Annotated in this window: 19 protein-coding genes; 11 read left to right on the top strand and 8 right to left on the bottom strand. The window is 45.4% G+C overall.

The genetic code is table 11. The annotated features are described in order from the left end of the window. Positions 1 to 58: 58 nt before the first annotated feature. The 3 genes from EPL05_RS20185 to EPL05_RS20195 all read right to left on the bottom strand — a co-directional run bounded on the left by EPL05_RS20185 (position 59) and on the right by EPL05_RS20195 (position 1876). The gene (locus tag EPL05_RS20185) at positions 59 to 556 is read right to left on the bottom strand and encodes a DUF5606 family protein (protein ID WP_128535808.1); all 498 of its coding nucleotides are present in this window, start codon (positions 554 to 556) and stop codon (positions 59 to 61) included. A 71-nt stretch (positions 557 to 627) separates the two neighbouring features. After that, on the bottom strand, positions 628 to 1065 hold the full coding sequence (locus tag EPL05_RS20190; RefSeq protein WP_128535809.1) for a peptidylprolyl isomerase: 438 nt from the start codon (positions 1063 to 1065) through the stop codon (positions 628 to 630). A gap of 274 nt (positions 1066 to 1339) precedes the next feature. Then, the gene (locus EPL05_RS20195; protein ID WP_128535810.1) at positions 1340 to 1876 is read right to left on the bottom strand and encodes a hypothetical protein; all 537 of its coding nucleotides are present in this window, start codon (positions 1874 to 1876) and stop codon (positions 1340 to 1342) included. Between the two features lie 196 nt (positions 1877 to 2072). On the opposite strand from EPL05_RS20195, the gene EPL05_RS20200 reads away from it, so the two are divergent. Continuing rightward, positions 2073 to 3254: an asparagine synthetase B gene (locus tag EPL05_RS20200; protein WP_166727781.1), complete on the top strand. Its 1182-nt coding sequence runs from the start codon at positions 2073 to 2075 to the stop codon at positions 3252 to 3254. 135 nt (positions 3255 to 3389) lie between these two features. Here the strand turns inward: EPL05_RS20200 and EPL05_RS20205 are convergent, their stop codons facing one another. Genes EPL05_RS20205 through lpxK form a run of 3 tightly spaced genes read right to left on the bottom strand, consistent with a single transcriptional unit; the run spans position 3390 to position 7334 of the window. Beyond that, a complete protein-coding gene (locus tag EPL05_RS20205) occupies positions 3390 to 5492 on the bottom strand; it encodes a putative porin (protein WP_128535811.1) in 2103 nt (700 codons plus the stop codon). Further along, complete coding sequence (locus EPL05_RS20210; RefSeq protein ID WP_128535812.1) at positions 5492 to 6307, bottom strand: purine-nucleoside phosphorylase; 816 nt, start codon at positions 6305 to 6307, stop codon at positions 5492 to 5494. Before EPL05_RS20210 ends, EPL05_RS20205 begins: the two co-directional genes overlap by 1 nt. After that, complete coding sequence (lpxK, locus tag EPL05_RS20215; RefSeq protein WP_128535813.1) at positions 6285 to 7334, bottom strand: tetraacyldisaccharide 4'-kinase; 1050 nt, start codon at positions 7332 to 7334, stop codon at positions 6285 to 6287. Before lpxK ends, EPL05_RS20210 begins: the two co-directional genes overlap by 23 nt. Before the next feature lie 194 nt (positions 7335 to 7528). Here lpxK and EPL05_RS20220 point away from each other — a divergent pair, with 194 nt between their 5' ends. Then, positions 7529 to 8437 (top strand): serine hydrolase, encoded by a 909-nt coding sequence (locus EPL05_RS20220; protein WP_128535814.1) that lies wholly within the window; start codon positions 7529 to 7531, stop codon positions 8435 to 8437. Here EPL05_RS20220 and EPL05_RS20225 read toward each other — a convergent pair whose 3' ends face one another. After that, entirely contained in the window at positions 8438 to 8926 is a 489-nt protein-coding gene (locus EPL05_RS20225) for a VOC family protein (RefSeq protein WP_128535815.1), read from the bottom strand. A gap of 233 nt (positions 8927 to 9159) precedes the next feature. Here EPL05_RS20225 and EPL05_RS20230 point away from each other — a divergent pair, with 233 nt between their 5' ends. The 9 genes from EPL05_RS20230 (at position 9160) to EPL05_RS20270 (ending at position 19353) form a co-directional block, all read left to right on the top strand. Next, positions 9160 to 11934, top strand: a complete 2775-nt coding sequence (locus EPL05_RS20230) for a TonB-dependent receptor (protein ID WP_128535816.1) — start codon at positions 9160 to 9162, stop codon at positions 11932 to 11934. A 99-nt stretch (positions 11935 to 12033) separates the two neighbouring features. After that, positions 12034 to 12672 (top strand): ribosome biogenesis GTP-binding protein YihA/YsxC, encoded by a 639-nt coding sequence (gene yihA, locus EPL05_RS20235; protein WP_128535817.1) that lies wholly within the window; start codon positions 12034 to 12036, stop codon positions 12670 to 12672. 85 nt (positions 12673 to 12757) lie between these two features. Further along, positions 12758 to 13156 (top strand): endonuclease domain-containing protein, encoded by a 399-nt coding sequence (locus tag EPL05_RS20240; RefSeq protein WP_128535818.1) that lies wholly within the window; start codon positions 12758 to 12760, stop codon positions 13154 to 13156. A 223-nt stretch (positions 13157 to 13379) separates the two neighbouring features. Then, complete coding sequence (locus EPL05_RS20245) at positions 13380 to 14234, top strand: UbiA-like polyprenyltransferase (RefSeq protein ID WP_128535819.1); 855 nt, start codon at positions 13380 to 13382, stop codon at positions 14232 to 14234. Further along, entirely contained in the window at positions 14222 to 14830 is a 609-nt protein-coding gene (locus tag EPL05_RS20250; RefSeq protein WP_128535820.1) for a Crp/Fnr family transcriptional regulator, read from the top strand. The genes EPL05_RS20245 and EPL05_RS20250 overlap by 13 nt, the downstream gene beginning before the upstream one ends. Positions 14831 to 15027: 197 nt before the next feature. After that, complete coding sequence (locus tag EPL05_RS20255; protein ID WP_128535821.1) at positions 15028 to 15957, top strand: NAD-dependent epimerase/dehydratase family protein; 930 nt, start codon at positions 15028 to 15030, stop codon at positions 15955 to 15957. A gap of 129 nt (positions 15958 to 16086) precedes the next feature. After that, on the top strand, positions 16087 to 17787 hold the full coding sequence (locus tag EPL05_RS20260) for a M3 family oligoendopeptidase (RefSeq protein WP_128535822.1): 1701 nt from the start codon (positions 16087 to 16089) through the stop codon (positions 17785 to 17787). Between the two features lie 215 nt (positions 17788 to 18002). After that, positions 18003 to 18494 (top strand): glycosyl-4,4'-diaponeurosporenoate acyltransferase CrtO family protein, encoded by a 492-nt coding sequence (locus EPL05_RS20265; RefSeq protein ID WP_128535823.1) that lies wholly within the window; start codon positions 18003 to 18005, stop codon positions 18492 to 18494. Between the two features lie 196 nt (positions 18495 to 18690). Continuing rightward, on the top strand, positions 18691 to 19353 hold the full coding sequence (locus EPL05_RS20270; RefSeq protein ID WP_128535824.1) for a hypothetical protein: 663 nt from the start codon (positions 18691 to 18693) through the stop codon (positions 19351 to 19353). Here EPL05_RS20270 and EPL05_RS20275 read toward each other — a convergent pair. Continuing rightward, on the bottom strand, positions 19350 to 20018 hold the full coding sequence (locus tag EPL05_RS20275; RefSeq protein ID WP_128535825.1) for a phosphatase PAP2 family protein: 669 nt from the start codon (positions 20016 to 20018) through the stop codon (positions 19350 to 19352). The genes EPL05_RS20270 and EPL05_RS20275 overlap by 4 nt on opposite strands. Positions 20019 to 20044: the final 26 nt, after the last annotated feature.

Genomic DNA, 20044 nt, shown 5'->3' on the forward strand with positions numbered 1-20044 from the left:
AAAAAGAGGCTGTATCAAAACCAATATGATACAGCCTCTTTAAATAGTAAAAAATTCCTTATGCTTTTTTAGCAGCAGGCTTTTTAGCTTTAGCTTTTGGGGCTTCTTCTACTGCAACTGCTTCCGCAACTTCTTCTTCTTTAACAGGTTCAGCTGCTACCGGTGCAGTTGGCAGCTCTTCGCTGAACAAAGGTAGATCCTTTAATAGCAGGAACCAGTTGATGATCTTCTTCATGTCGCTTGCGTACACTTTTTCCTCATCATGGTCGGGCGCTACTTCGCGGAAGAAGTTGCGCATTGCTTTGCCATCATCCTTTACACCAGGTACAGTGGCGGAGGCTTTCATGCGTTCAAATACGTCAACCAGTTTAATATCCTCTTCCAGTCCGAAGATGGTGATCTCGTTCAAAGCGGCCAGCTTAGCGGTGCTTAAGTTAGCTATCAGCTTGGTTTTTTGCTCATCAAGGCTTTCTAAAACATAGCCGGTTTTGTTTTGCGCAAGCGCTTTCCATAAACCCGGTTTGCCCGATACCGCAACTATTCCCTGTAAATTCATTTTATTTAGTTATGGGTTTTGAGTGATAAATTTTGAGCCCTTATCACTCAAAACTCACCACTCAAAACTATTTAATCTTCTAACACTTCTACACCTAAAATTTTATCGCCCTGGCGTATATCGTCAACTACGTCAACGTTTTCTACAACCTTACCAAATACGGTGTGGTTGCGGTCTAAATGCGCGGTGTTTGCACGGCTGTGGCAAATGAAAAATTGTGAGCTACCTGTGTTGCGGCCTGCGTGTGCCATTGATAACACACCACGATCGTGGTACTGGTTTTCGCCCGTTAGCTCGCAGTCAATTTTGTAACCTGCGCCACCAGCACCAGTGCCGGTTGGGTCGCCACCCTGAACCATAAAGTTAGGGATAACGCGGTGAAAAATAACGTTATCGTAAAAGCCCGATTTAGCCAGCTTTAAAAAGTTAGCTACAGTGTTTGGTGCATCTTTATCGAAAAACTCAACGGTCATGTCGCCTTTTTCGGTTTTAATAATTGCTTTGCTCATAATTATTTTAAATAGGGTGCAAAGTTAATCATTTGAGGTGAAAGGTGAAAGGGGGTAGATTAAGGTTAAAACGAGAAGTTAAGGTAAAAGGTAAAGGGTGCGAACTTTTGATTTTTCTTTCTGTGGGGCGCACCCTTTGGGCCGGGCTTTCAGCTCATACGAGTACAAGGCATTAGGCTCAGGGCCGGTATCCGCGCCAATCCCTTGCGCAGTGTTGTCTGAATTCTGATAACTTGAATTAAATAATTGCAGAATAAACTAAATAATGCAGTCGCTATTTAAACTTTGTGAAGATGATAGAAATGGCTTTATCCTTTGGGTCATATTTAAAATCGGCATTTAAATAATCCAACTGTTGGTGTTCATTTATAGCTTCCGTTGGGTTTTTGGAGAATTTACCGGAAGGGCCGTAAAACCAATCTAACCCACTTTTCCCGGCAATGCTTACCACGAAATACGACATCCGCATATATTGAAGCTTATTTACATCATGTTCTGTAGTGAAAGCGAAAGTAAACCTCGCGGATTGGAGATCCTTGTCGTCGCCAATTAATTGCACTGTTGATTTATAATTATCCACCCCGATATAATTATCCAAGCCGTTTACTTTTTTTTCTGTTTTAAATACCATTAAGCTATCAGAAGAAATAATTAGTGAGATAAGATTAGTCCGGGTTATTTGGAAGGCGCCCACAACTAATTCCCTTACAGTAGGCGGATCGCCTTGTTGCTGCGCCTTAGTGGAGCCAACAAAGCCAAAGAAAACTGCAATGATAAATACGGCTTTAAATAAGGATTTGGGTCGATTCATGTCTTGGCGTTAGTAATCCCAAAGTAAGCAAAATGAACTAACCAATTTATATGGTTGTAATACATTTATTGTTTAATCGTTACATTTGGTAATCATCAAGCAAATCAAAGTGATCAAACCACTCTATAAATACGTTTTAGCTTTTACATTTCTCCTTTTGCCTTTCTTAGTAACGGCGGCCTCCATTCTTATCCCAATGGATGAGGAGCAAAAAGACCACCTGAAATCGTACGGAATAGCTTTTTGGGTATTAAAGAACCAGCAGGAAGTTGATTGGCTGCTAAACTACCGCGGTGGCAGCTTTATGATGAAGTACGATAAGAACATTGAGGATGAATGTAAGATTCGTGGTGTAAGCTACCAGGTAATTGCCGATGCCGCAGCCACGCAGATCATCACCGAAGTAAGCGACCCATCTGTTAACATGGACCTGGTAAAGCTGCAGAAAGCGCCTAAAATGGCCGTGTATTCGCCAAAAAGTAAGCTGCCCTGGGATGATGCCGTTACCCTAGTTTTAAAATACGCCGAGATCCCCTACGAGGTATTGTACGACGAAGAAGTAATAAAAGGCGACCTGCCTAAATACGACTGGCTGCATCTGCACCACGAGGATTTTACCGGACAGTTCAGCAAGTTCTATGCAGCGTACCGTTACGCGCAATGGTATAATGATGATGTGAAATCGCAGAACGCGATGGCCAAAAAGCTGGGCTTTCAAAAGGTATCGCAAATGAAATTGGCTGTTGCCGAGCATATCCGCGATTTTTGCGCGGGCGGCGGCTTCCTGTTTGCCATGTGCAGCGGTACCGATACCTTTGATATCGCTCTGGCATCCTCCAATACCGATATCTGCGGCCCAATGTTTGATGGCGATGCCGTTGACCCCGCAGCCCAAAACAAGCTTGATTATACTCAAACCTTCGCTTTCCAGAATTTTCAGCTGGATATGAACCCCGAGTCGCACCAGTTCAGTAATATTGATGTAACGCCAACCCGGCAGGTTGAACGCACGCGTGATTTCTTCACCCTGTTCGATTTTTCGGCCAAGTGGGATGTGGTACCAAGTATGCTCACTCAAAACCACGATAAGGTGATCAAGGGCTTTATGGGTCTCACTACCGCTTTTAATAAAAACCGTTTAAAGCCCGGTGTTACCATCATGGGCGAAATGAAAACAGGGAACGAGGCCCGTTACATCCACGGCGAATTTGGCAAGGGCCAGTGGACCTTCTACGGCGGGCACGACCCCGAAGATTACCAGCACGCCGTTGGTGATCCGCCCACCGACCTTAAGCTCCACCCCAATTCGCCGGGTTACCGGTTAATACTGAATAACGTGCTATTCCCGGCAGCCAATAAGAAGAAGCAGAAAACGTAGGCGAGCCCCCAGCCCCCTGAAGGGGGAGTTTTTTGAAACGCTTGAGGCCCAACTAAATCACTTAGTTGGGCCTTGTTTTTTGTCCTGATTTCTTGTATCTAAATCCTGCTCCCCCTTCAGGGGGCTGGGGGGCTTTTAATTATAAAACGTCCACGCCACGCCGAATTTTAAAGCGGCATCCTGTTGCGGGTAGCGGTTCACGGTATAATAACCTTTAGTGAACAGACCTTGGTTGGCGTAATCGTACTGGATGAAAATATTGGTGCGCTGCAGCGTGGCTTTAAAAAAAACGCTGGCAATAGGGTAGGAGGTAAAGGTTACGTTTGCACCATTGTAAAACTGGCCCAGGCCAACCGCGTAGGACGGCGCTGTGTAAGCGGTATTGTAACGCAGGCTTACTCCGTATTCAGATTTAAGCACCTCAAACAGGGTTGAATTGTGGTAGATGCTGCTGTAGGTGTAAACTTCGGGCGTGCGCAAAAGAGTTAAGTTATCTGATTTTTGGTAAACCACATAATTATCAAAGTGGAACTTATGCCAGGTGAGGTTTTTGCCCACGCTTAGCTTAAGCATATTAATACTGCTGCCAAACTGCTGTGGCGCAGCATCAACCCCACCATTGGATGCTGCAAAATACAGGTAATCGGTTATTAAAAAGTATTCGGCCTTCAGATCGAGTTTTAGCAGGTCGTTAACATAGTTAAACGATAGGTTGGTTATCTTCTGGTTATTTAAATCGGTATGGAAGATATAGTGATTGCTTATCCAGTCGGTATAAATGAGCCCAGGCGAGCTACTTTGGAGGTAAGCGCCCAATACAATCCTGCCGGCTTTTTTACCACCCGCGAGGGTAAGTTTTGCATCATATAGCAGGTCGCCAAAATCGCGGCCCTGTACTATCTGCTTAATATCCCCATCCAGGTTTATCCTGTCGCTAAAGCGGTAGCCAAGGCGTGCCTTCAGCGTAATGTTTTGAAAAGTTGAGTTTTGCATCTTAGACGGTCTCAACACCTTACGGCCAAATTCATTGAGGGTGGTATCGCTCACAAACTGACTGTATTTGTAAAAATCCTGCGTTAGCCCTACATCAAGCTTCAGTTCATTCTTCACCATTTTTAATGATTTTCCCCTCAGGTAAAAACTGTAGGAGAAATCGTTTTGCAGGTGTACAACGTTAAGGGAATCGCGCGAGCGGCCTGCACTGAAATAATAATCGGGAAACACGCGGTAGGTATCCAGATCGTTTTGCAGGTAGTTGTATTTACGCGTGTTGTAGTAAAAAGTATAAGCAACACGTTGAGTGGGCAAAACATTGGTGCTTCCTGTGCCTTTTTTAAGGCTGTCAATATGCCCGATGTAGTAAAATTGCTTGATGTAAAAGCCGGTGTTTTTCCAGTCGCTGTAGCTGCTGGGCAGTTTAACCGGCTGTGTGGTCTTATTAAATGTAAGCGTATTAAACACATCATCCTCTACCAGCGAACCGGTCTCGGGTGTTTTAAGGTTGTTAAAGAGTATATTGGCCAACATGTTATAGCGTTGGTTAACCGAGTGGTACCAGGAGAAAAAGCCGGCATTAAACCCGCTTACGTTTTGCTTTAATACGTTATTGCTGCTGTAATACCCGCGTGAGCCATTAAAGTTGAGGATGAACCCAATGTTCCAGTTGGGTTTAACGTTTTGGGTGTGCAGGGTTTTAAAATACTGCTCCTTGGTGCTGCCGAGTGTATTTGACAGCGAGAGTAACGTGTAGGGTACCCGGGCATTAAAATAATTCATATCCTGCGGGTTTACCAGGTAGGCATCAAGGGCGTGCATCCCTTCATCAAAGCCTATGGTTTTACGCGGGTTAAAAAGGAGGTCGCGCTGAGGGGTGCCCAGGTAGCCTAAATGTACTTTAGGGTTGCGCGGCTGATTAAGCGGACTATAATTCTCAAAATTCACCAAACCTGTATCCAGCGGGAAAAGCTGCGTGCTATCGCTTAATAACCGCTCACTGGTTACCTTAATAAATTTGGAAGTGAACACAACCGAGTCTTTTTTGCGCTCTTCGCGGGCTCGGATGGAATCAATATTTTGCGAATCGCCGGGGCGAGTGCTCTTTATCCTGTTGCTGGTATCGCGCGTGTAAACAGGCTCGCGCGATTGCTGGCCAGGGTAGGTGGTTGGCACCTGCCCAAAAGCCGCCTGCACGGATGCGCAGATCAATACGAGTAATATGTATTTAAACTTAGCCCCCATTAAAGCCCTGCAATAAGTTCTTTAAGTATTTTTGTCATTTTAGGCTCTGCCTCGTGGGCTATGGCCAGGATGTCTTCCAGGGAAACCGGCTGCAATTCGTCGGTGAAGCCTTCATCTGTTAAAACGGATATCGCAAAAACAGGGATCCCCATGTGATTGGCTACAATAACTTCGGGTACGGTGCTCATGCCTACCGCGTCGCCGCCTATAATGCGCAGGTACCGGTATTCGGCACGGGTTTCCAGGTTAGGGCCGGTTACCGCAACATAAACACCCTTATGGCAGCTGATGTTATTTGCTGATGCTATTTTTAAAGCTTTTTCAATCAGGTCGCGCCTGTAGGGCTGGCTCATATCCGGGAAACGCGGGCCCATATCCGAATCGTTACGGCCAATAAGCGGGTTTGCAGGCTGCAGGTTAATATGGTCTTCAATTACCATCAGGTCGCCTTTTTTTATTGCCGGGTTAAGTGATCCGCTGGCGTTGGAAACAAAAAGCGTTTGGATGCCCAGCATCTTCATCACCCTAACCGGTAAGGTGATCTGCTGCATGGTGTAGCCTTCGTAATAGTGTAGTCTGCCCTGCATGGCAACCACTTTTTTGCCTGCCAATGTGCCAAATATCAGTTTACCGGAGTGGAACTCCAGGGTCGACATTGGGAAATCGGGGATGTTGCTGTACATCAGCTGTTTTTCAACCTCTATCTCGTTCACCAGGCCGCCAAGGCCGGTGCCTAAAATGATGCCGCACTCGGGCACAAAATCGCCAATGCGTTTTTTAATGTAACTGGTACTATTCTGAATACTTTCTAACATAATTTATAACTAATTCATTAAAGCTTTGCTGCGCGTTTCCCAAAAACTCAATACCTATCGGCATCACCAAAACAAACAGCCGCGAAACAGCGGGAAGCAGTTCATGTACCCCTAAACGCTGCGCATCCTTTTCTGTTGTGATAATTACTTTTTTTTGTGATTTGCAGGCAGAAAACTCCGCAGCAAGTTTAGCGATATTTTTTAAGGTAAACTGGTGATGGTCGGGATAATTGTGGTGGATGATACGGCTGGTAACCGTTTTTAAATGGCCAGCCAATGGCGCCGGGTTGGCTATGCCGGTAAGCAAAAACACGGTGGTATCGGCATCTATCTTATAGCCGATGGGCTGCTGATGCATATCCTGCAAAGGCAAGTAGTTTATGGATGTGAAAAATAAAGGCTGCCAGCTTTGCGGGTTCAACCGGTGGTAGCAGTTTGTTTTTTCTTCTTCGGAGAGGTTTTGTGGACACTTAGTTACTACCATCATATCCGCCCGCCATTTGCCGCTGAACGGTTCGCGCAGGTTGCCGGCTGGTAAAACAAAGCGCGGATGGAACAGCTTATTATAATCGAACAACAAAATATTGAAGCCCGGTTTTACAGCGCGATGCTGGTAGGCATCATCCAGGATGATCAGATCATGCGATGCTTTGAGTTGTTCTATACCCGCCACCCGATCCTCGCAAACGGCCACGGTAATATCCGGGAATTTATGCTTGAACTGTGCGGGCTCGTCGCCCAGTTCGGTAGCCGTGGCCGCCGTGGTGGCAGTCAGGAATCCTTTGGTTTTTCTACCATAGCCTCGGCTGAGAGTGGCGAGTTGGTTATCTGTTTTAAGCAGGCGTACGAGGTATTCGGTCATGGGGCTTTTACCGGCGCCACCCACCTCGAGGTTTCCAACGCAGATCACAGGCATATTAAACTCGCGGCTTTTAAACAACCCCGCATCATAAAACCAATTGCGCAGCAGCACAACCAAGCCGTATATTAACGAAAACGGAAGCAAAAGCCAGCGCAGGTATTTCATAGAGAGGGCAAAGATAGGGAATTGGGAGCACCTAATAAATTTGCGTCATTGTTGTGAGGAACGAAGCATTCTCCCGATAGGAGAGGTGGTAATTGCAAAGCGGTTATAGCAAGTATAGGATTGCTTCGTTCCTCGCAAAGACGTGGTGGTAATTAAAATTTGCTAACTTTATTTCCATCAAACCCAGTCCCTCCATGAAACAACTTTTACTCGCCGCCTTTCTGTTGCTAACTGTTAACTCCTTCGCCCAAACCGATAAAAAGCTCACCGCACAATTGCAAACTGCACTGCAGGGCTTTAACGGACAAGCAGGCATTTACGTCCAGAATCTAAAAACCGGCAAAACCGTAGCCATTAACCAGGATACTTTGTTCCCTACCGCCAGCATGATTAAAGTAAGCATCCTGAGCGGATTAATGGATAAAATAGAGAAGGGTGAATTAAAGTACAACCAAAAACTCGCATACCGCGATTCGCTTTTGTATGCGGGTGAGGATATCCTCGGCTCGTTTAAAGATAAAGACACCATTATGCTGAGCAAGGTGGCTATGCTGATGATTACCATGAGCGATAATACGGCCAGCTTGTGGCTGCAAAAACTGGTAACCGGTACACACATTAACAACTGGCTGGATAGCAACGGTTTTAAAAATATGAGGGTAAACTCGCGCACCCCCGGTCGTGAAGCCATGCGCAAAATATATGGCTGGGGCGTTACTACACCCTACGAAATGTGTAAGCTGTTCACCATGATCCGCAACGGGCAGGTGGTTAGCCCGGCAGCCAGCGAGCGCATGAGCCGCACCCTGAACCGCATTTATTGGGATAATACCGCCCTTTCGCAAATTCCGCCCTACGTACAATGCCTGTCCAAGCAGGGCGCTGTAGATGAGTCCCGGTCCGAAACCGTACTGGTTAGCGCCCCGCATGGCGATTACGTGTTCTCCATCATTACAAAAAATAATAAAGACCAGCGCTGGGTAACGGATAACGAAGCCTATGTGCTTATCCGCAAAGTATCTGCGCTGGTATGGCATTATTACGAACCCAAAAGCGACTGGCAGCCAGCGCCCGGCATCGAAAAATATATGCTGAACGAATAGTTATTTCAGTTCGGCCAATAGACCGGGCAGGTTAAGGCTGCGGGTAAACATCGTCATTTCGCCCGCTTCGTTTATTGGCCACTGCTCTTTCGGGCGGTCCCAGTAAAGCTCTACGCCGTTACCATCGGGGTCGTCCAGGTAAATCGCTTCTGATACGCCATGGTCCGATGCCCCGGTGATTGGGTATTTGGCATCTATCAGTCGTTGTAGTATAGCGGCAAGGTCTTTCCTTTCGGGGTATAAAATAGCAGTGTGGTAAAGGCCCGGCGCATATTCCGTCGCGGGAGAGGCACCTTTGCTGTGCCAGGTGTTTAAACCAATATGGTGGTGGTAACCACCGGCAGAGGTAAAGGCTGCCTGGTCGCCGTACATCATCTGTACCTCAAAGCCCAGCAGGTCCCCGTAAAAAGCCAGTGATTTTTGCAGATCGCTCACTTTTAAATGCACGTGCCCGATGCGGGTTTGCGCGGGTATTTTATAATCGCTCATGTTATAGTTGTTGTAATGTTCGTTGTTGCAATGTTGTAAAGTTACAAGCTTGAAAGTTTTGTTTTGTTGAGGGTATGTAATTTAAATGTTTAAACATTTAAATTACAATGTATTCGTCATGTAACTTTATTGTTAACGTTCTTTAATAATAGTTAATGAATGTTAACGGGTAAGCATAATCCAAAACATTTTATAGATTTTTAGGCAATTAAACATCCGCCTAATACCTTTATATGTATAGATACCTGCTTTTTTCGCTCTTTTTCATTATCGCAATCCAGTCCAGAGCGCAAAATAAAGCCAACGTTAAGGGCAAAGTAGTAGATTCGTTAAGTGCCAAGCCTATTGAATTTGCAACCGTTGCGATCTTAGATAATCGGGACACAAGTTCCCACCTGCTCTCTTATACCATTACTGATAAGAACGGCGCATTCGCCCTGCATAACATTCCGCAGGGGATCCCTATAAAAGTATTTATATCTTTTGTGGCTTATCAGCCTTACCGGAAAATAGTAACCCTTAAAACAGATGCGCTGGATCTGGGCACCATTAAATTAAATATTAAGGAACTGAACGAGGTGGTGATAAAAGGCGAGCGCCTGCCCATTGTGATCAAGAAAGATACCATTGAATTTAATGCCGAAGCCTTTAAGGTAAGGCCAAACGCCGTGGTGGAGGACCTGCTGAAAAAGCTGCCCGGACTGGAAGTAGGCAGCGATGGCGGCATCACGGTAATGGGTAAAGACGTTACCAAGGTGCTGGTGGATGGCAAGGAGTTTTTCTCATCAGACACCCGCATGGCAACCAAAAACATTGATGCCGATATGATAGACAAGATACAGGTGTATGACGATAGGGAGAACGACCCCGATCACCTCATACCCGAAGCTAAACTGAATAAGATCATCAACCTTAAATTTAAAAAGGCTTTCAAGAAAAGCATTTTTGGAAAAGGCTATGCGGGTGCTGGAACCAGCGGGCATTACCAGGCGGGCGGGCTTATCAATACCTTCAGGGATACTTTGCAGATAAGCATCCTGGGTTCATCAAATGATCTGAACAATACCGGGTTCGATTTTAACGACCTGTACGGCAGCGGTGGTTTAAACCGCGGCGGGGAAGCCATATCCCGGGCAGGCATCGCTTTTGGCGGCGGGGGTACCGGCAAACAAAAAGCCAGCAACGCGGGCATCAACATCAATACCGATTATGGCAAGAAATTGAAAGTAAACCTTGCCTATATCTATAAAAACGAAAACACGGAGTATAAAAGCCTCATCAAAAGGCAGCAATTCCTGGGTGATACAACGGTGTTTACCAACTCAACCAATAAGCGCAATGGCGATAACAGCAGCCATGCCATTAGCAGCACTGTAGTTTGGCAGCCCGATGTTAAAACGCGTTTAAGATACACGCCTTACATCAACATCAGCAATAATACATCCGCAAACCAAAGTGCCGGCAATAGCTACAGCAACTTTACCGATCCTATCAACAATTCGGCAGGCAACACCAATGGCAAAGGCACTACCGTAAGCTTCTCGCAGGCGCTAAACTTTAACCGCCAGCTTAAAAAGAAAGGTGCGTCATTCAATATCGACCACAGCGTCAGCATCAGCCCGCGTAACAATACCAATTACGATAATACCAGCCTTACTTCATACGTAGCGGCGCTGCCATCGTACGCCTTTAGGCAGCTTGGCGATAACCGGTCGCGCAGTACGGATGTGAGTTTGTCGGCAGGGATCACTTACCCTTTATCTAAAATTGTGAAAGCCGACCTTACCGCGCAGGGGGCTTATGGCCACAACCTCGATAAGATATCCACTTACGATTACGACCCCGCCACCGGCGAGTACGATAGTTTTCTGCTGGAAAAAAGCAATGATCTGTCGCGCGATAAATGGATGCAAACCATTAACCCGGGGTTGAGCTTTGAACTGCCAAAAGACATTAACCTGCGGATGCATTTCAACATGCAGTTTCAGCAGGTGAATAATATGTTTGGCCGTGGCGCTGCCGATCTGGATCAGCATTTCGTATTCTTTATGCCTTCCATCAATTTAAATATGAAAGGGTTTTCCGCAGATTATTCCCGGTATACCTTTTTACCAAATATTGGCGATATTGTACCTTACACGGTGGTTTTTAGCCCATCATATTCTGTTACCGGTAACCCGGCGCTTAAGGCCACCAGCAGTAATTCTTTCAGTATAAACTATTCCAAATACAACTTTCAGAACCGCACCAGTATGAACGCCCGGGCTTCGGTTGCATTTTACGAAAACAGCGTTTTCAGGCAGCGTACGCTGGATGCCCAATCGGTAGAGACCAGTACACCCATCAACCGCAATGGCAGGTACAATATCAACATCAGCGGTTACATTAATAAACAATTTAAAAAGGATGGGGATGTGCAGTTTGATGCTTCAACAAACATCAACCTTACAAAAGGCCACGATTTTTTTGTTCTGAACCGCATGGATGGTTTCCAGGATTCGTACCGGGGCTCGTTGAACGAACACATTACCTTTAATTATAAAGACATTGTGGAGTTTAGTCCGGAATATAGGTTAAGCTATGTTTATACCACCTACAGCGGCGTTAACTACGGGAGCCAGAAATACATTACCCATGCCTTCGATACGCATTTTAGGGTGAACATGCCTTTTAAAACCAATATCGACGGTAACTACACTTACAACTACAATCCGCTGGTGCCGGCCGGTTTTCAAAAAAGCAGCAACCTGCTGAACATCAGTCTGGCCCGCCAGTTCTTGAAAAAGGATAAGGGTGAGATTAAACTATCCTGCTACGACCTGTTGAACCAAAACATTAATACCTATCGTTCCATCAATCAAAATTCTATTACCGATACCCAATCGCAGATCATCAGGCGGTATTTTCTGCTGACGCTGCAATTTAAGTTTACCAAATCAACCGTTAAGGGCGATAATAAAAAGAAGAATGACAGCCCCACCATAAACTTCCCAAGCGGCAGGATGTAACGAGGGGCTTTCTGCATTCCAACTTCTTCCTACTTTTCCAAACCTTCCAACCCTTCCAACCCCCTACAACCTTCCAACAAATAAACTTACCTTTGCGGGATGATCATCAAATCGGCCGATTTTATTTGCAGCAATACCCAGATCTCCAGGTTGCCTATCCCCATTAAACCAGAGTTTGCGTTTATAGGGCGCTCCAATGTTGGGAAATCATCCCTTATAAACATGCTGGTGCAGAAAAAGGGGCTTGCAAAAACATCGCAAACGCCGGGTAAAACCCAGCTTATTAACCATTTTATGGTAAACGAGCTTTGGTACATTGTCGATTTGCCGGGTTATGGTTACGCTAAAATCTCTAAGAGCAAAAAGGAGGATTGGAATAAATTTATCCGCAGTTACCTGGATAAACGCGAAAGCCTGCAATGCGTAATGGTGCTAATAGATAGCCGCCTGGAGCCGCAAAAGATAGACCTGGAATTTTGCAGCTGGCTGGGCGAAAAAGGCCTGCCCTTTGTATTGGTTTTTACTAAAGCAGATAAGCAAAGCAGCATAAAAACAGACCAAAACATCGCCAAATTCCGAAAAGCGATACTTACCACCTTTGAAGAAGCGCCCCAGTATTTTATAACCTCATCAGAAACCTTAATGGGCCGCGACGAGATCCTGGAATTTATCGATGGCATCAACCGCGATTTTACCCCGCCGGTGTTTGATGAAGAGTATTATAAACCGATGAAATAGTTAATATTGAACCGCGCTTCCCCTCTTGAGAGGGGTCAGGGGTGTGTTAGTGAAGCGGACAAGCAACTGAGAATATTCATTGTTAATGAAGCGTAAAATAATTCCATATAACCCAAACCTTAAACTATTAGCCCGGAAACTCCGTAATGATAGCACGCCCGGCGAGGTGTTGCTTTGGAAAGAGTTAAATGGCAAACAAATGTTTGGCTTTGACTTTCATCGCCAAAAGCCATTGTTAAATTATATAGTAGATTTTTATTGCTATGAATTAAATTTGATAATTGAAATAGATGGCCATTACCACAATAACGAAGAACGATATAATTTAGATGTGTTAAGGGAAGCGGAACTGGCGGAATACGATTTAACGGTAATGCGTTTTACCGAAATGGAGGTTAGAAGAGATATGGGGAATGTTTTGAGGACAATTGAAACTTATATCTTGGAATATAAGGGTGGCTTTGGCGGCGAAACACACCCCTGACTTCTCTCAAGAGGGGAAGCGAGGTTATTAATCTCTACTACAACTCCGCTCTTCGTTTGAGGGTGGGCGAAAAAGAATGGTGCGGCAGTAGACCCTGTGTTAGTGAACTTGACAATAGGCTAATACACTTCCTAAGCCTATTATAGGCATATAATTTATTAAGCTGGGTGGCGAACACACCCCTAACCCCTCTCGAGAGGGGAATTAAGAAAGAAAACAAACAATGAAAAAATACCTTTCGCTCGTAACTTTTACCCACACTATATTTGCCATGCCATTTGCCTTTATCGGCTTTTTTTTGGCAGTTACCACCACCAACCATCAATTCGAATGGCAAAAACTGGTGATGATGCTTTTCTGCATGGTGTTCGCACGCAACTCGGCTATGGCATTTAACCGCTATCTGGATAGGAACATCGACGCCAAAAATCCGCGTACCCAACAACGCGATATCCCGGCAGGGCGCATTAGTCCAGCGGCGGCGTTAACATTTACTTTAACAAATTGCGGCTTGTTTATCTTGACTACCTGGTTCATCAACCCGCTTTGCTTTTACCTGTCGCCAATTGCATTATTGGTGGTATTGGGATATAGCGCTACCAAACGTTTCACGGCACTTTGCCACATGGTTTTGGGCCTTGGCTTGTCGCTGGCACCTATTGGGGCGTACCTGGTTGTTACCGGGGCATTTGCCTTAACACCGGTGTTCTTTTCCCTATCAGTATTATGCTGGGTAAGCGGGTTCGATATCATCTACGCCTTGCAGGATGAAGATTTCGACCGGAACGAAAAGCTGCACTCAATCCCGGCATGGCTGGGTAAAGTGAACGCTTTAAGACTTTCAACCCTGCTGCATGTGTTCTCAGCGGCATTTATTGTAATGCCTGTTTTCTATACCAACGTGGGCCTGCTTTATTACATCGGTATAGCCTTCTTTTGTGCCATGCTTATTTACCAGCACCTGCTGGTTAAACCAAACGACCTGAGCCGCGTGAACATCGCCTTCATGACCACCAACGGTATCGCCAGTGTGGTATTTGCAGCGTTCTTTTTGATGGATAGGGTATGGATGCGCTAACATCAGCACAATTGGGCGCCTTGCGCAGAGGTATGGAACCCTACGTGGTTTTTAACGAGGCCGAGTGGATCGTTTTTATCCAGCACATCAGCGTACATAATTTTAAAAAGAAACAACTTTTTGCCGAAGCAGGTAAAGTTTGTAACCATGTGGGTTTTGTGCTGAAGGGATCGGTACGTTACTATCATATTAAAGATGGAGCGGATATTACTAACTACTTCAGTTTCGAGAATGACTACGTAAGTAGCTACACCAGTTTTCTTACCGGCGAACCGGCGCTTAATTACATTGAAGCCCTGGAACCCAGCCAGATCATAGTTATCACCAAAAAAAACATGGAGCTGATGCTGAACAACCCCATGCTGGCCTACAGAATGGAACGCTTTGGCCGCTTAATTGCCGAGCATTACCTTATTTGCTACGAAGACAGGGTTTCGTCCTTCATCACCCAAACACCCGAGGAACGCTACCTTAAACTGCTGGAAACCGGCCGCGAAGTATTACAGCGGATGCCCCAGCATTACATTGCCAATTTTTTGGGGATAACGCCGGTATCGTTATCCAGGATCAGGAAAAGGATCTTGACGGAGAAGTAAATAGAACGTTCGAATCAGGATTTACAGAATTTAATAGCTACACATCATAAGGATTAGTCGTGCTGTTAGTTTACGATACAAAAAGAAAAATCCGAAATTGAAAATCTGAAATCCGAAATAAACGTTTTCTTATCTTTTGTTAACGTTTTGGCTTTCAGGCTTGCCCTACATTTGTATCATACTTAAAAACAACAAAAATGATACACACCATATTAGGAGCAGGCGGCCCGGTAGCCAATGCGCTAACCCGCCAGTTAGAAAGCAATAACGATACTATTCGCCTGGTGAGCAGGCGTGAGATAATAGCAGGCAAAAACACTACCTGGAAAAAAGCCGATCTTTTAACTTTAACGGAACTAAGCGAAGCCTCCAAAGGCTCAACAATCATTTATTTATGCGCCGGCATTGTATACGATGCCGAGGTATGGAAAGTACAATGGCCCATCATCATTAAAAACGTGGTAGCGGTTGCTAAAGAGAATAATGCCAGGCTGATATTTTTCGATAACGTTTATAGCTATGGCCTTGTGGATGGGCCAATGACAGAAGATACTCCCTACAACCCAAACAGCGAAAAAGGCAAGGTGCGCGTAGGTGTTGCCAATGTGCTTATGAATGAGGTAAAAGCCGGCAACCTTAAAGCCAGCATTGCCCGTGCCCCCGATTTTTATGGTACCGACAGCACTAACAGCTTTTTCGATATGATGGTGCTTGCCAAATACGCCAAAAAAGAAATGGCCCAATGGATAGGAGATGCCAATACCAAACACAGTTTTATTTATATTGAAGACGCCGGCAAAGCGATGTTTTTGTTAGGGCAAAACCCCGATACCGATAACCAGGTATGGCACTTGCCGACAACACCCGCGCTCACCGGAAAGCAGTATATAGAAATGGCGGCCGCTATTTACAAAACCAAGCCGAGCTACTTCAGTCTGAAGAAATGGATGCTGTGGGTGATAGGGAAATTTATGAAGGTAGTTGCCGGTACGGTAGAGATGTATTACCAGTACGACCATGATTATATCTTCGACTCGAGCAAGTTTGAGAAACGGTTTAATTTTAAGCCAACATCGTATGCCGAAGGGATAAAAAAGATGTCGGAGACGTTGTATAAGTCGGTTTAAGAAGTCGGCAAGTCCGCAGTTCGAAAGTCCGTAAGATTTTTTCTGCGGACTTTTCTGTCTTTCCGTCTTGCGGACTTTCCCTACTAATCTGCATATTTGCACATCCGCATATCTGCACATCATTAAACCATGATTCATAAAAAAACAAGACATTATATCCCCGCCGATCTCGAGATTAAATGGGAAACGCTGGAACCGATTTACCAGGAACTCACCAACCGACCTATCAATTCTGTTGAAGAATTAGAGCAATGGCTGAAAGATAGCAGTGAGCTGCAAGCCGCTTTGGAAGAGGATTTCGCATGGCGCTACATCCGCATGACCTGCGATACCATGAACCCCGATTTGCTGGAAATTTTCCAGTATTTCGCTACCGAGATAGAGCCTAAAACCGCGCCATACAACAACGAGTTGAACAAAAAGCTGGTTAACAGCGATTACGTTGGCGAACTGAGTGAAGAGAAATTCTACATTATGCTGCGCGCTGTAAAAAAATCGCTGGAGCTTTTCCGCGAGGAGAACATCCCGCTGCAAACCGAGATCCAGGTAGAGCAACAGAAATACCAGTCGATAACCGGCGCTATGTCGGTACATATTGACGAAAAGGAGTATACTTTGGAGCAGGCCTCGGTATTTTTAAAAGGTACCGATCGCGCCAAGCGACAGGAAGTTTGGGAGAAAATAACCGCCCGCCGCCTGCAGGAAAAAACCGTGCTGGATACCTTGTTCGATCACCTGCGTGTACTGCGCCATAAGGTGGCCCTGAATGCAGGTTTCGAGAATTTCCGCGATTATATGTTCCAGGCCCTTGGCCGTTTTGATTACACCCCGCAGGATTGTTACGCATTCCACGCCGCTATCGAAACCGAAATTGTACCCATCCTGCGCGAGCAGGCTGAGAAACGTAAAGAGGCCTTAGGCGTGGATTCGCTTAAGCCATGGGATATGGATGTTGATGTATCGGGCAAACCCGCACTTAAACCATTTAACAGCGGTGCCGAGCTGGTAGAAAAATCAATCCAGTGTTTTACCAACATCAATAGCTACCTGGGCGAGCGTTTGGAGATCATGAAGGATAATAACCTGTTTGATGTAGAAAGCCGTAAGGGCAAGGCACCGGGTGGTTATAACTACCCGCTATCGGAAACCGGAGCTCCTTTCATCTTCATGAACTCGGCTAATACCTTCCGTGACTTAACCACTATGGTACACGAAGGCGGCCACGCGGCGCATACCTTCCTTACTGCCGACCTGGAACTTAACGATTTTAAACATTGCCCAAGCGAGGTTGCCGAGCTGGCGTCCATGTCGATGGAGTTGATCTCTATGGATAACTGGAATGTGTATTTTGATAATGAGGAAGACCTTAAACGCGCCAAGCGCGATCAGCTTTTTGATGTATTGAAAACCCTGCCTTGGGTAGCCGTGGTAGATCAGTTTCAGCATTGGATCTACACCAATCCCGACCATACAGATGCCGAGCGCACCGATGCCTGGTTAAAGATCTACGAGCCATTTGGCGCCGGCTTTGTAGATTGGAGCGTTAACCCCGAAGCCGAGCAAAACCTGTGGCAAAAACAACTGCACATTTTTGAAGTGCCTTTCTACTACATCGAATACGGTATGGCACAGTTAGGCGCTATTGCCGTTTGGAAAAACTATAAAGAAAACCCTGAGAAAGGACTTCAGCAATATTTGGATGCCCTGAAACTGGGTTACACCAAAACCATTACCGAGATCTACGAAACCGCCGGCATCAAATTCGATTTCAGCGCAGGTTATGTAAAAGAGCTTGCCGAGTTTGTAAAGGCGGAGATGGATAAGATATAGGTTGTTTGTCAACCTGAGCCTGTCGAAGGCCTAACCGCGGTGCATATCTGCCAATGCTTCGACAGGCTCCGGATGACAGGAAACCATATCCCACGCGTCATTGCTTCGTGCCTCGCAATGGCGCTTATTTCCGGCCCCTCTGCGGGTGTCCTCACCGCCGTCTGCGGGATATTACCCACCGTCGTTAATAACACTTTTCGTATCTTCACACTTAAATGAACCAGGCCGTAAACTTCTTTTGGACGATACTTTGCTTTACGCCGGTTATTACCGTTTGGGCAAACCATTACTCTGTATTATGGTTTTGTGTTTTCCTGATGCTGAGCGTTTTAAGTCAGATATTTCCGGCAAGTTTAATCCAGCTGAGCAGCAACCCTAAGTTTTACGAGCGACTGGGCGTAAAACTCGTCCGCAAGTTTGTGCAGAACGGGCAATACGCAAGCCGCTACATTCGCAAAGGCGATCCCGATTATAAAGTGATAAAAAGTAAGACCACAGCACTGCAGTACCAAAACACTATTATAATGTACGAGCGCTTCCACCTCATCTGCTTTATATTTTTCGTGCTTACTGCTGCATACGCTCTTTTGGGTTCGCAATTTACTCTCGCCATTATAGTTTTATCGGCCAATATCGTCTACAATATCTATCCCATCTTATTGCAGCAATACAACAGGGCAAGGTTATTAAGGATATCGAGGAAATGATTTTTCAACTTCATTTTACGGGGAGATAATATAATGATCTTATCGAACCGGGTGCAACTAAATACGTGAATTTGGAAATATGAACCCTTACCCGCAGCCGTCTGAATTAGTTAATAATCTCCTTAAATATTATAATACTTATCTCATAAATACAACTGTTCTAAAACTTATCTGTGTTTTTCAGGTTAGAACAACTATGAAAAAGATATTGATAAGTTTTAGCCTCCTGATTTTATCGGCTGCAGGCTTTGCGCAGGCCCCATTAAAGCCTGTTAAGATAGATAGCCTTGTCGCGGTTTCATTACCGGAAACATTTACTAAGAAGGATACCCTCGGGCAACAAATATATTCGGGCAATACAAATTTGGGTTACATGGTAGTTATCAGGCAGCCAAATGCCGAAAACAACACCCCTTTAAAAAAGGAACGTGACCTCAACAAAGTGCTGAAAGATTATATCAAAGGCATCAAAGGCCAGGCAGAAGGTTCGGATGCATTAAACGTGCGCGATACTACTATGGGGCACCTGAAGGCAAAAACCTTTACTCTGTCTACAGACCAGGGTGCCGGTGTGCAGTTCCGTAATTTTATAGTGATATACACACAGGATGTGACCTACACCTTTGAGTATTACTACCAGCAGAACCGTGCCGAACTCATCAAAGACGAGTACAAGAAGTTTTCGGGTTCCATCGTGATATCGCCGGAGCTGAAACGTACTGATCAATACTTGTCTAACGCGAAGGGGATTTCGCCGCGTTTAATAACCGGGGTGGTGATCGGCCTTTTGCTTATTGGCATTATTGTATTCTACATTACCCGCCGCAATAAAAAATTAAGGGAGCAGTTAGAACGCTAATTCCTTTTCTGTTTAATAATCCCCCCGTTCCAACGGGGGGATCTTAAAAATTGCTTGCTATCCATAAAAGCAAGCCATATTATGGTGATCACTACGCCTATGGCCGAGCCTGCGGTAACGTCCTCAAAAAAATGCTGACTCAGATACATGCGCGAGTAACCCACCAGCATGGCTAACAGTAGCAAAGCAGTTCCCCACAATTTGTTTTTAATCAAATAGGTAAGCGCTATCCCCGCAGAAAAAGCGGTCACCGTATGTCCCGACGGAAAGCTCTGGATGCCGGCCACTACATGCACACCTTCTACAAAACGCAGGCGTGTTACCTCGCTGTCGAAATAAGCGCGGGGCCTTGGACTGTTAATGCTGTACTTAAGTATTTGTGCCACTAACGCGGTTGTTAAAAAACTGGTGAAGAGTAAAAAGGCGTTGCGGTAACTGTAAAGGGCCAGTATAAGCGAGAGGATTATAATGGTGAGCCCATCGCCGATATCGGTAACGTAGGGGGCAAGGAAATCGCCTGCGCTGTTATAAACCCCATTTACGGCAAAGTATATTTCCTGGCGTGTGTAAAGCAGCTTAATAATTAAACAGGCGCACAATACAACGAGGTAGGGTACAAAAAAATATCTTACCCGGTATAAAACATCCTTAAAGCCTGTTTTCATTGCGCACAAAGTAACGCATATAGTTT

Origin of the sequence: Mucilaginibacter gilvus (assembly GCF_004054195.1) — a bacterium.
Taxonomy (GTDB): domain Bacteria; phylum Bacteroidota; class Bacteroidia; order Sphingobacteriales; family Sphingobacteriaceae; genus Mucilaginibacter; species Mucilaginibacter gilvus.

Excerpts from the sequence above, each read along its gene's own strand:
- EPL05_RS20265 (WP_128535823.1), top strand. The coding sequence starts at position 18,003 with ATGAACCAGGCCGTAAACTTCTTTTGGACGATACTTTGCTTTACGCCG.
- EPL05_RS20205 (WP_128535811.1), bottom strand. The coding sequence starts at position 5,492 with ATGGGGGCTAAGTTTAAATACATATTACTCGTATTGATCTGCGCATCC.
- EPL05_RS20190 (WP_128535809.1), bottom strand. The coding sequence starts at position 1,065 with ATGAGCAAAGCAATTATTAAAACCGAAAAAGGCGACATGACCGTTGAG.
- EPL05_RS20255 (WP_128535821.1), top strand. The coding sequence starts at position 15,028 with ATGATACACACCATATTAGGAGCAGGCGGCCCGGTAGCCAATGCGCTA.
- EPL05_RS20240 (WP_128535818.1), top strand. The coding sequence starts at position 12,758 with ATGAAGCGTAAAATAATTCCATATAACCCAAACCTTAAACTATTAGCC.
- EPL05_RS20270 (WP_128535824.1), top strand. The coding sequence starts at position 18,691 with ATGAAAAAGATATTGATAAGTTTTAGCCTCCTGATTTTATCGGCTGCA.
- EPL05_RS20220 (WP_128535814.1), top strand. The coding sequence starts at position 7,529 with ATGAAACAACTTTTACTCGCCGCCTTTCTGTTGCTAACTGTTAACTCC.
- EPL05_RS20200 (WP_166727781.1), top strand. The coding sequence starts at position 2,073 with ATGGATGAGGAGCAAAAAGACCACCTGAAATCGTACGGAATAGCTTTT.
- EPL05_RS20250 (WP_128535820.1), top strand. The coding sequence starts at position 14,222 with ATGGATGCGCTAACATCAGCACAATTGGGCGCCTTGCGCAGAGGTATG.
- EPL05_RS20185 (WP_128535808.1), bottom strand. The coding sequence starts at position 556 with ATGAATTTACAGGGAATAGTTGCGGTATCGGGCAAACCGGGTTTATGG.
- EPL05_RS20245 (WP_128535819.1), top strand. The coding sequence starts at position 13,380 with ATGAAAAAATACCTTTCGCTCGTAACTTTTACCCACACTATATTTGCC.
- EPL05_RS20260 (WP_128535822.1), top strand. The coding sequence starts at position 16,087 with ATGATTCATAAAAAAACAAGACATTATATCCCCGCCGATCTCGAGATT.
- EPL05_RS20195 (WP_128535810.1), bottom strand. The coding sequence starts at position 1,876 with ATGAATCGACCCAAATCCTTATTTAAAGCCGTATTTATCATTGCAGTT.
- EPL05_RS20230 (WP_128535816.1), top strand. The coding sequence starts at position 9,160 with ATGTATAGATACCTGCTTTTTTCGCTCTTTTTCATTATCGCAATCCAG.
- lpxK (WP_128535813.1), bottom strand. The coding sequence starts at position 7,334 with ATGAAATACCTGCGCTGGCTTTTGCTTCCGTTTTCGTTAATATACGGC.
- EPL05_RS20275 (WP_128535825.1), bottom strand. The coding sequence starts at position 20,018 with ATGAAAACAGGCTTTAAGGATGTTTTATACCGGGTAAGATATTTTTTT.
- EPL05_RS20210 (WP_128535812.1), bottom strand. The coding sequence starts at position 6,307 with ATGTTAGAAAGTATTCAGAATAGTACCAGTTACATTAAAAAACGCATT.
- EPL05_RS20225 (WP_128535815.1), bottom strand. The coding sequence starts at position 8,926 with ATGAGCGATTATAAAATACCCGCGCAAACCCGCATCGGGCACGTGCAT.
- yihA (WP_128535817.1), top strand. The coding sequence starts at position 12,034 with ATGATCATCAAATCGGCCGATTTTATTTGCAGCAATACCCAGATCTCC.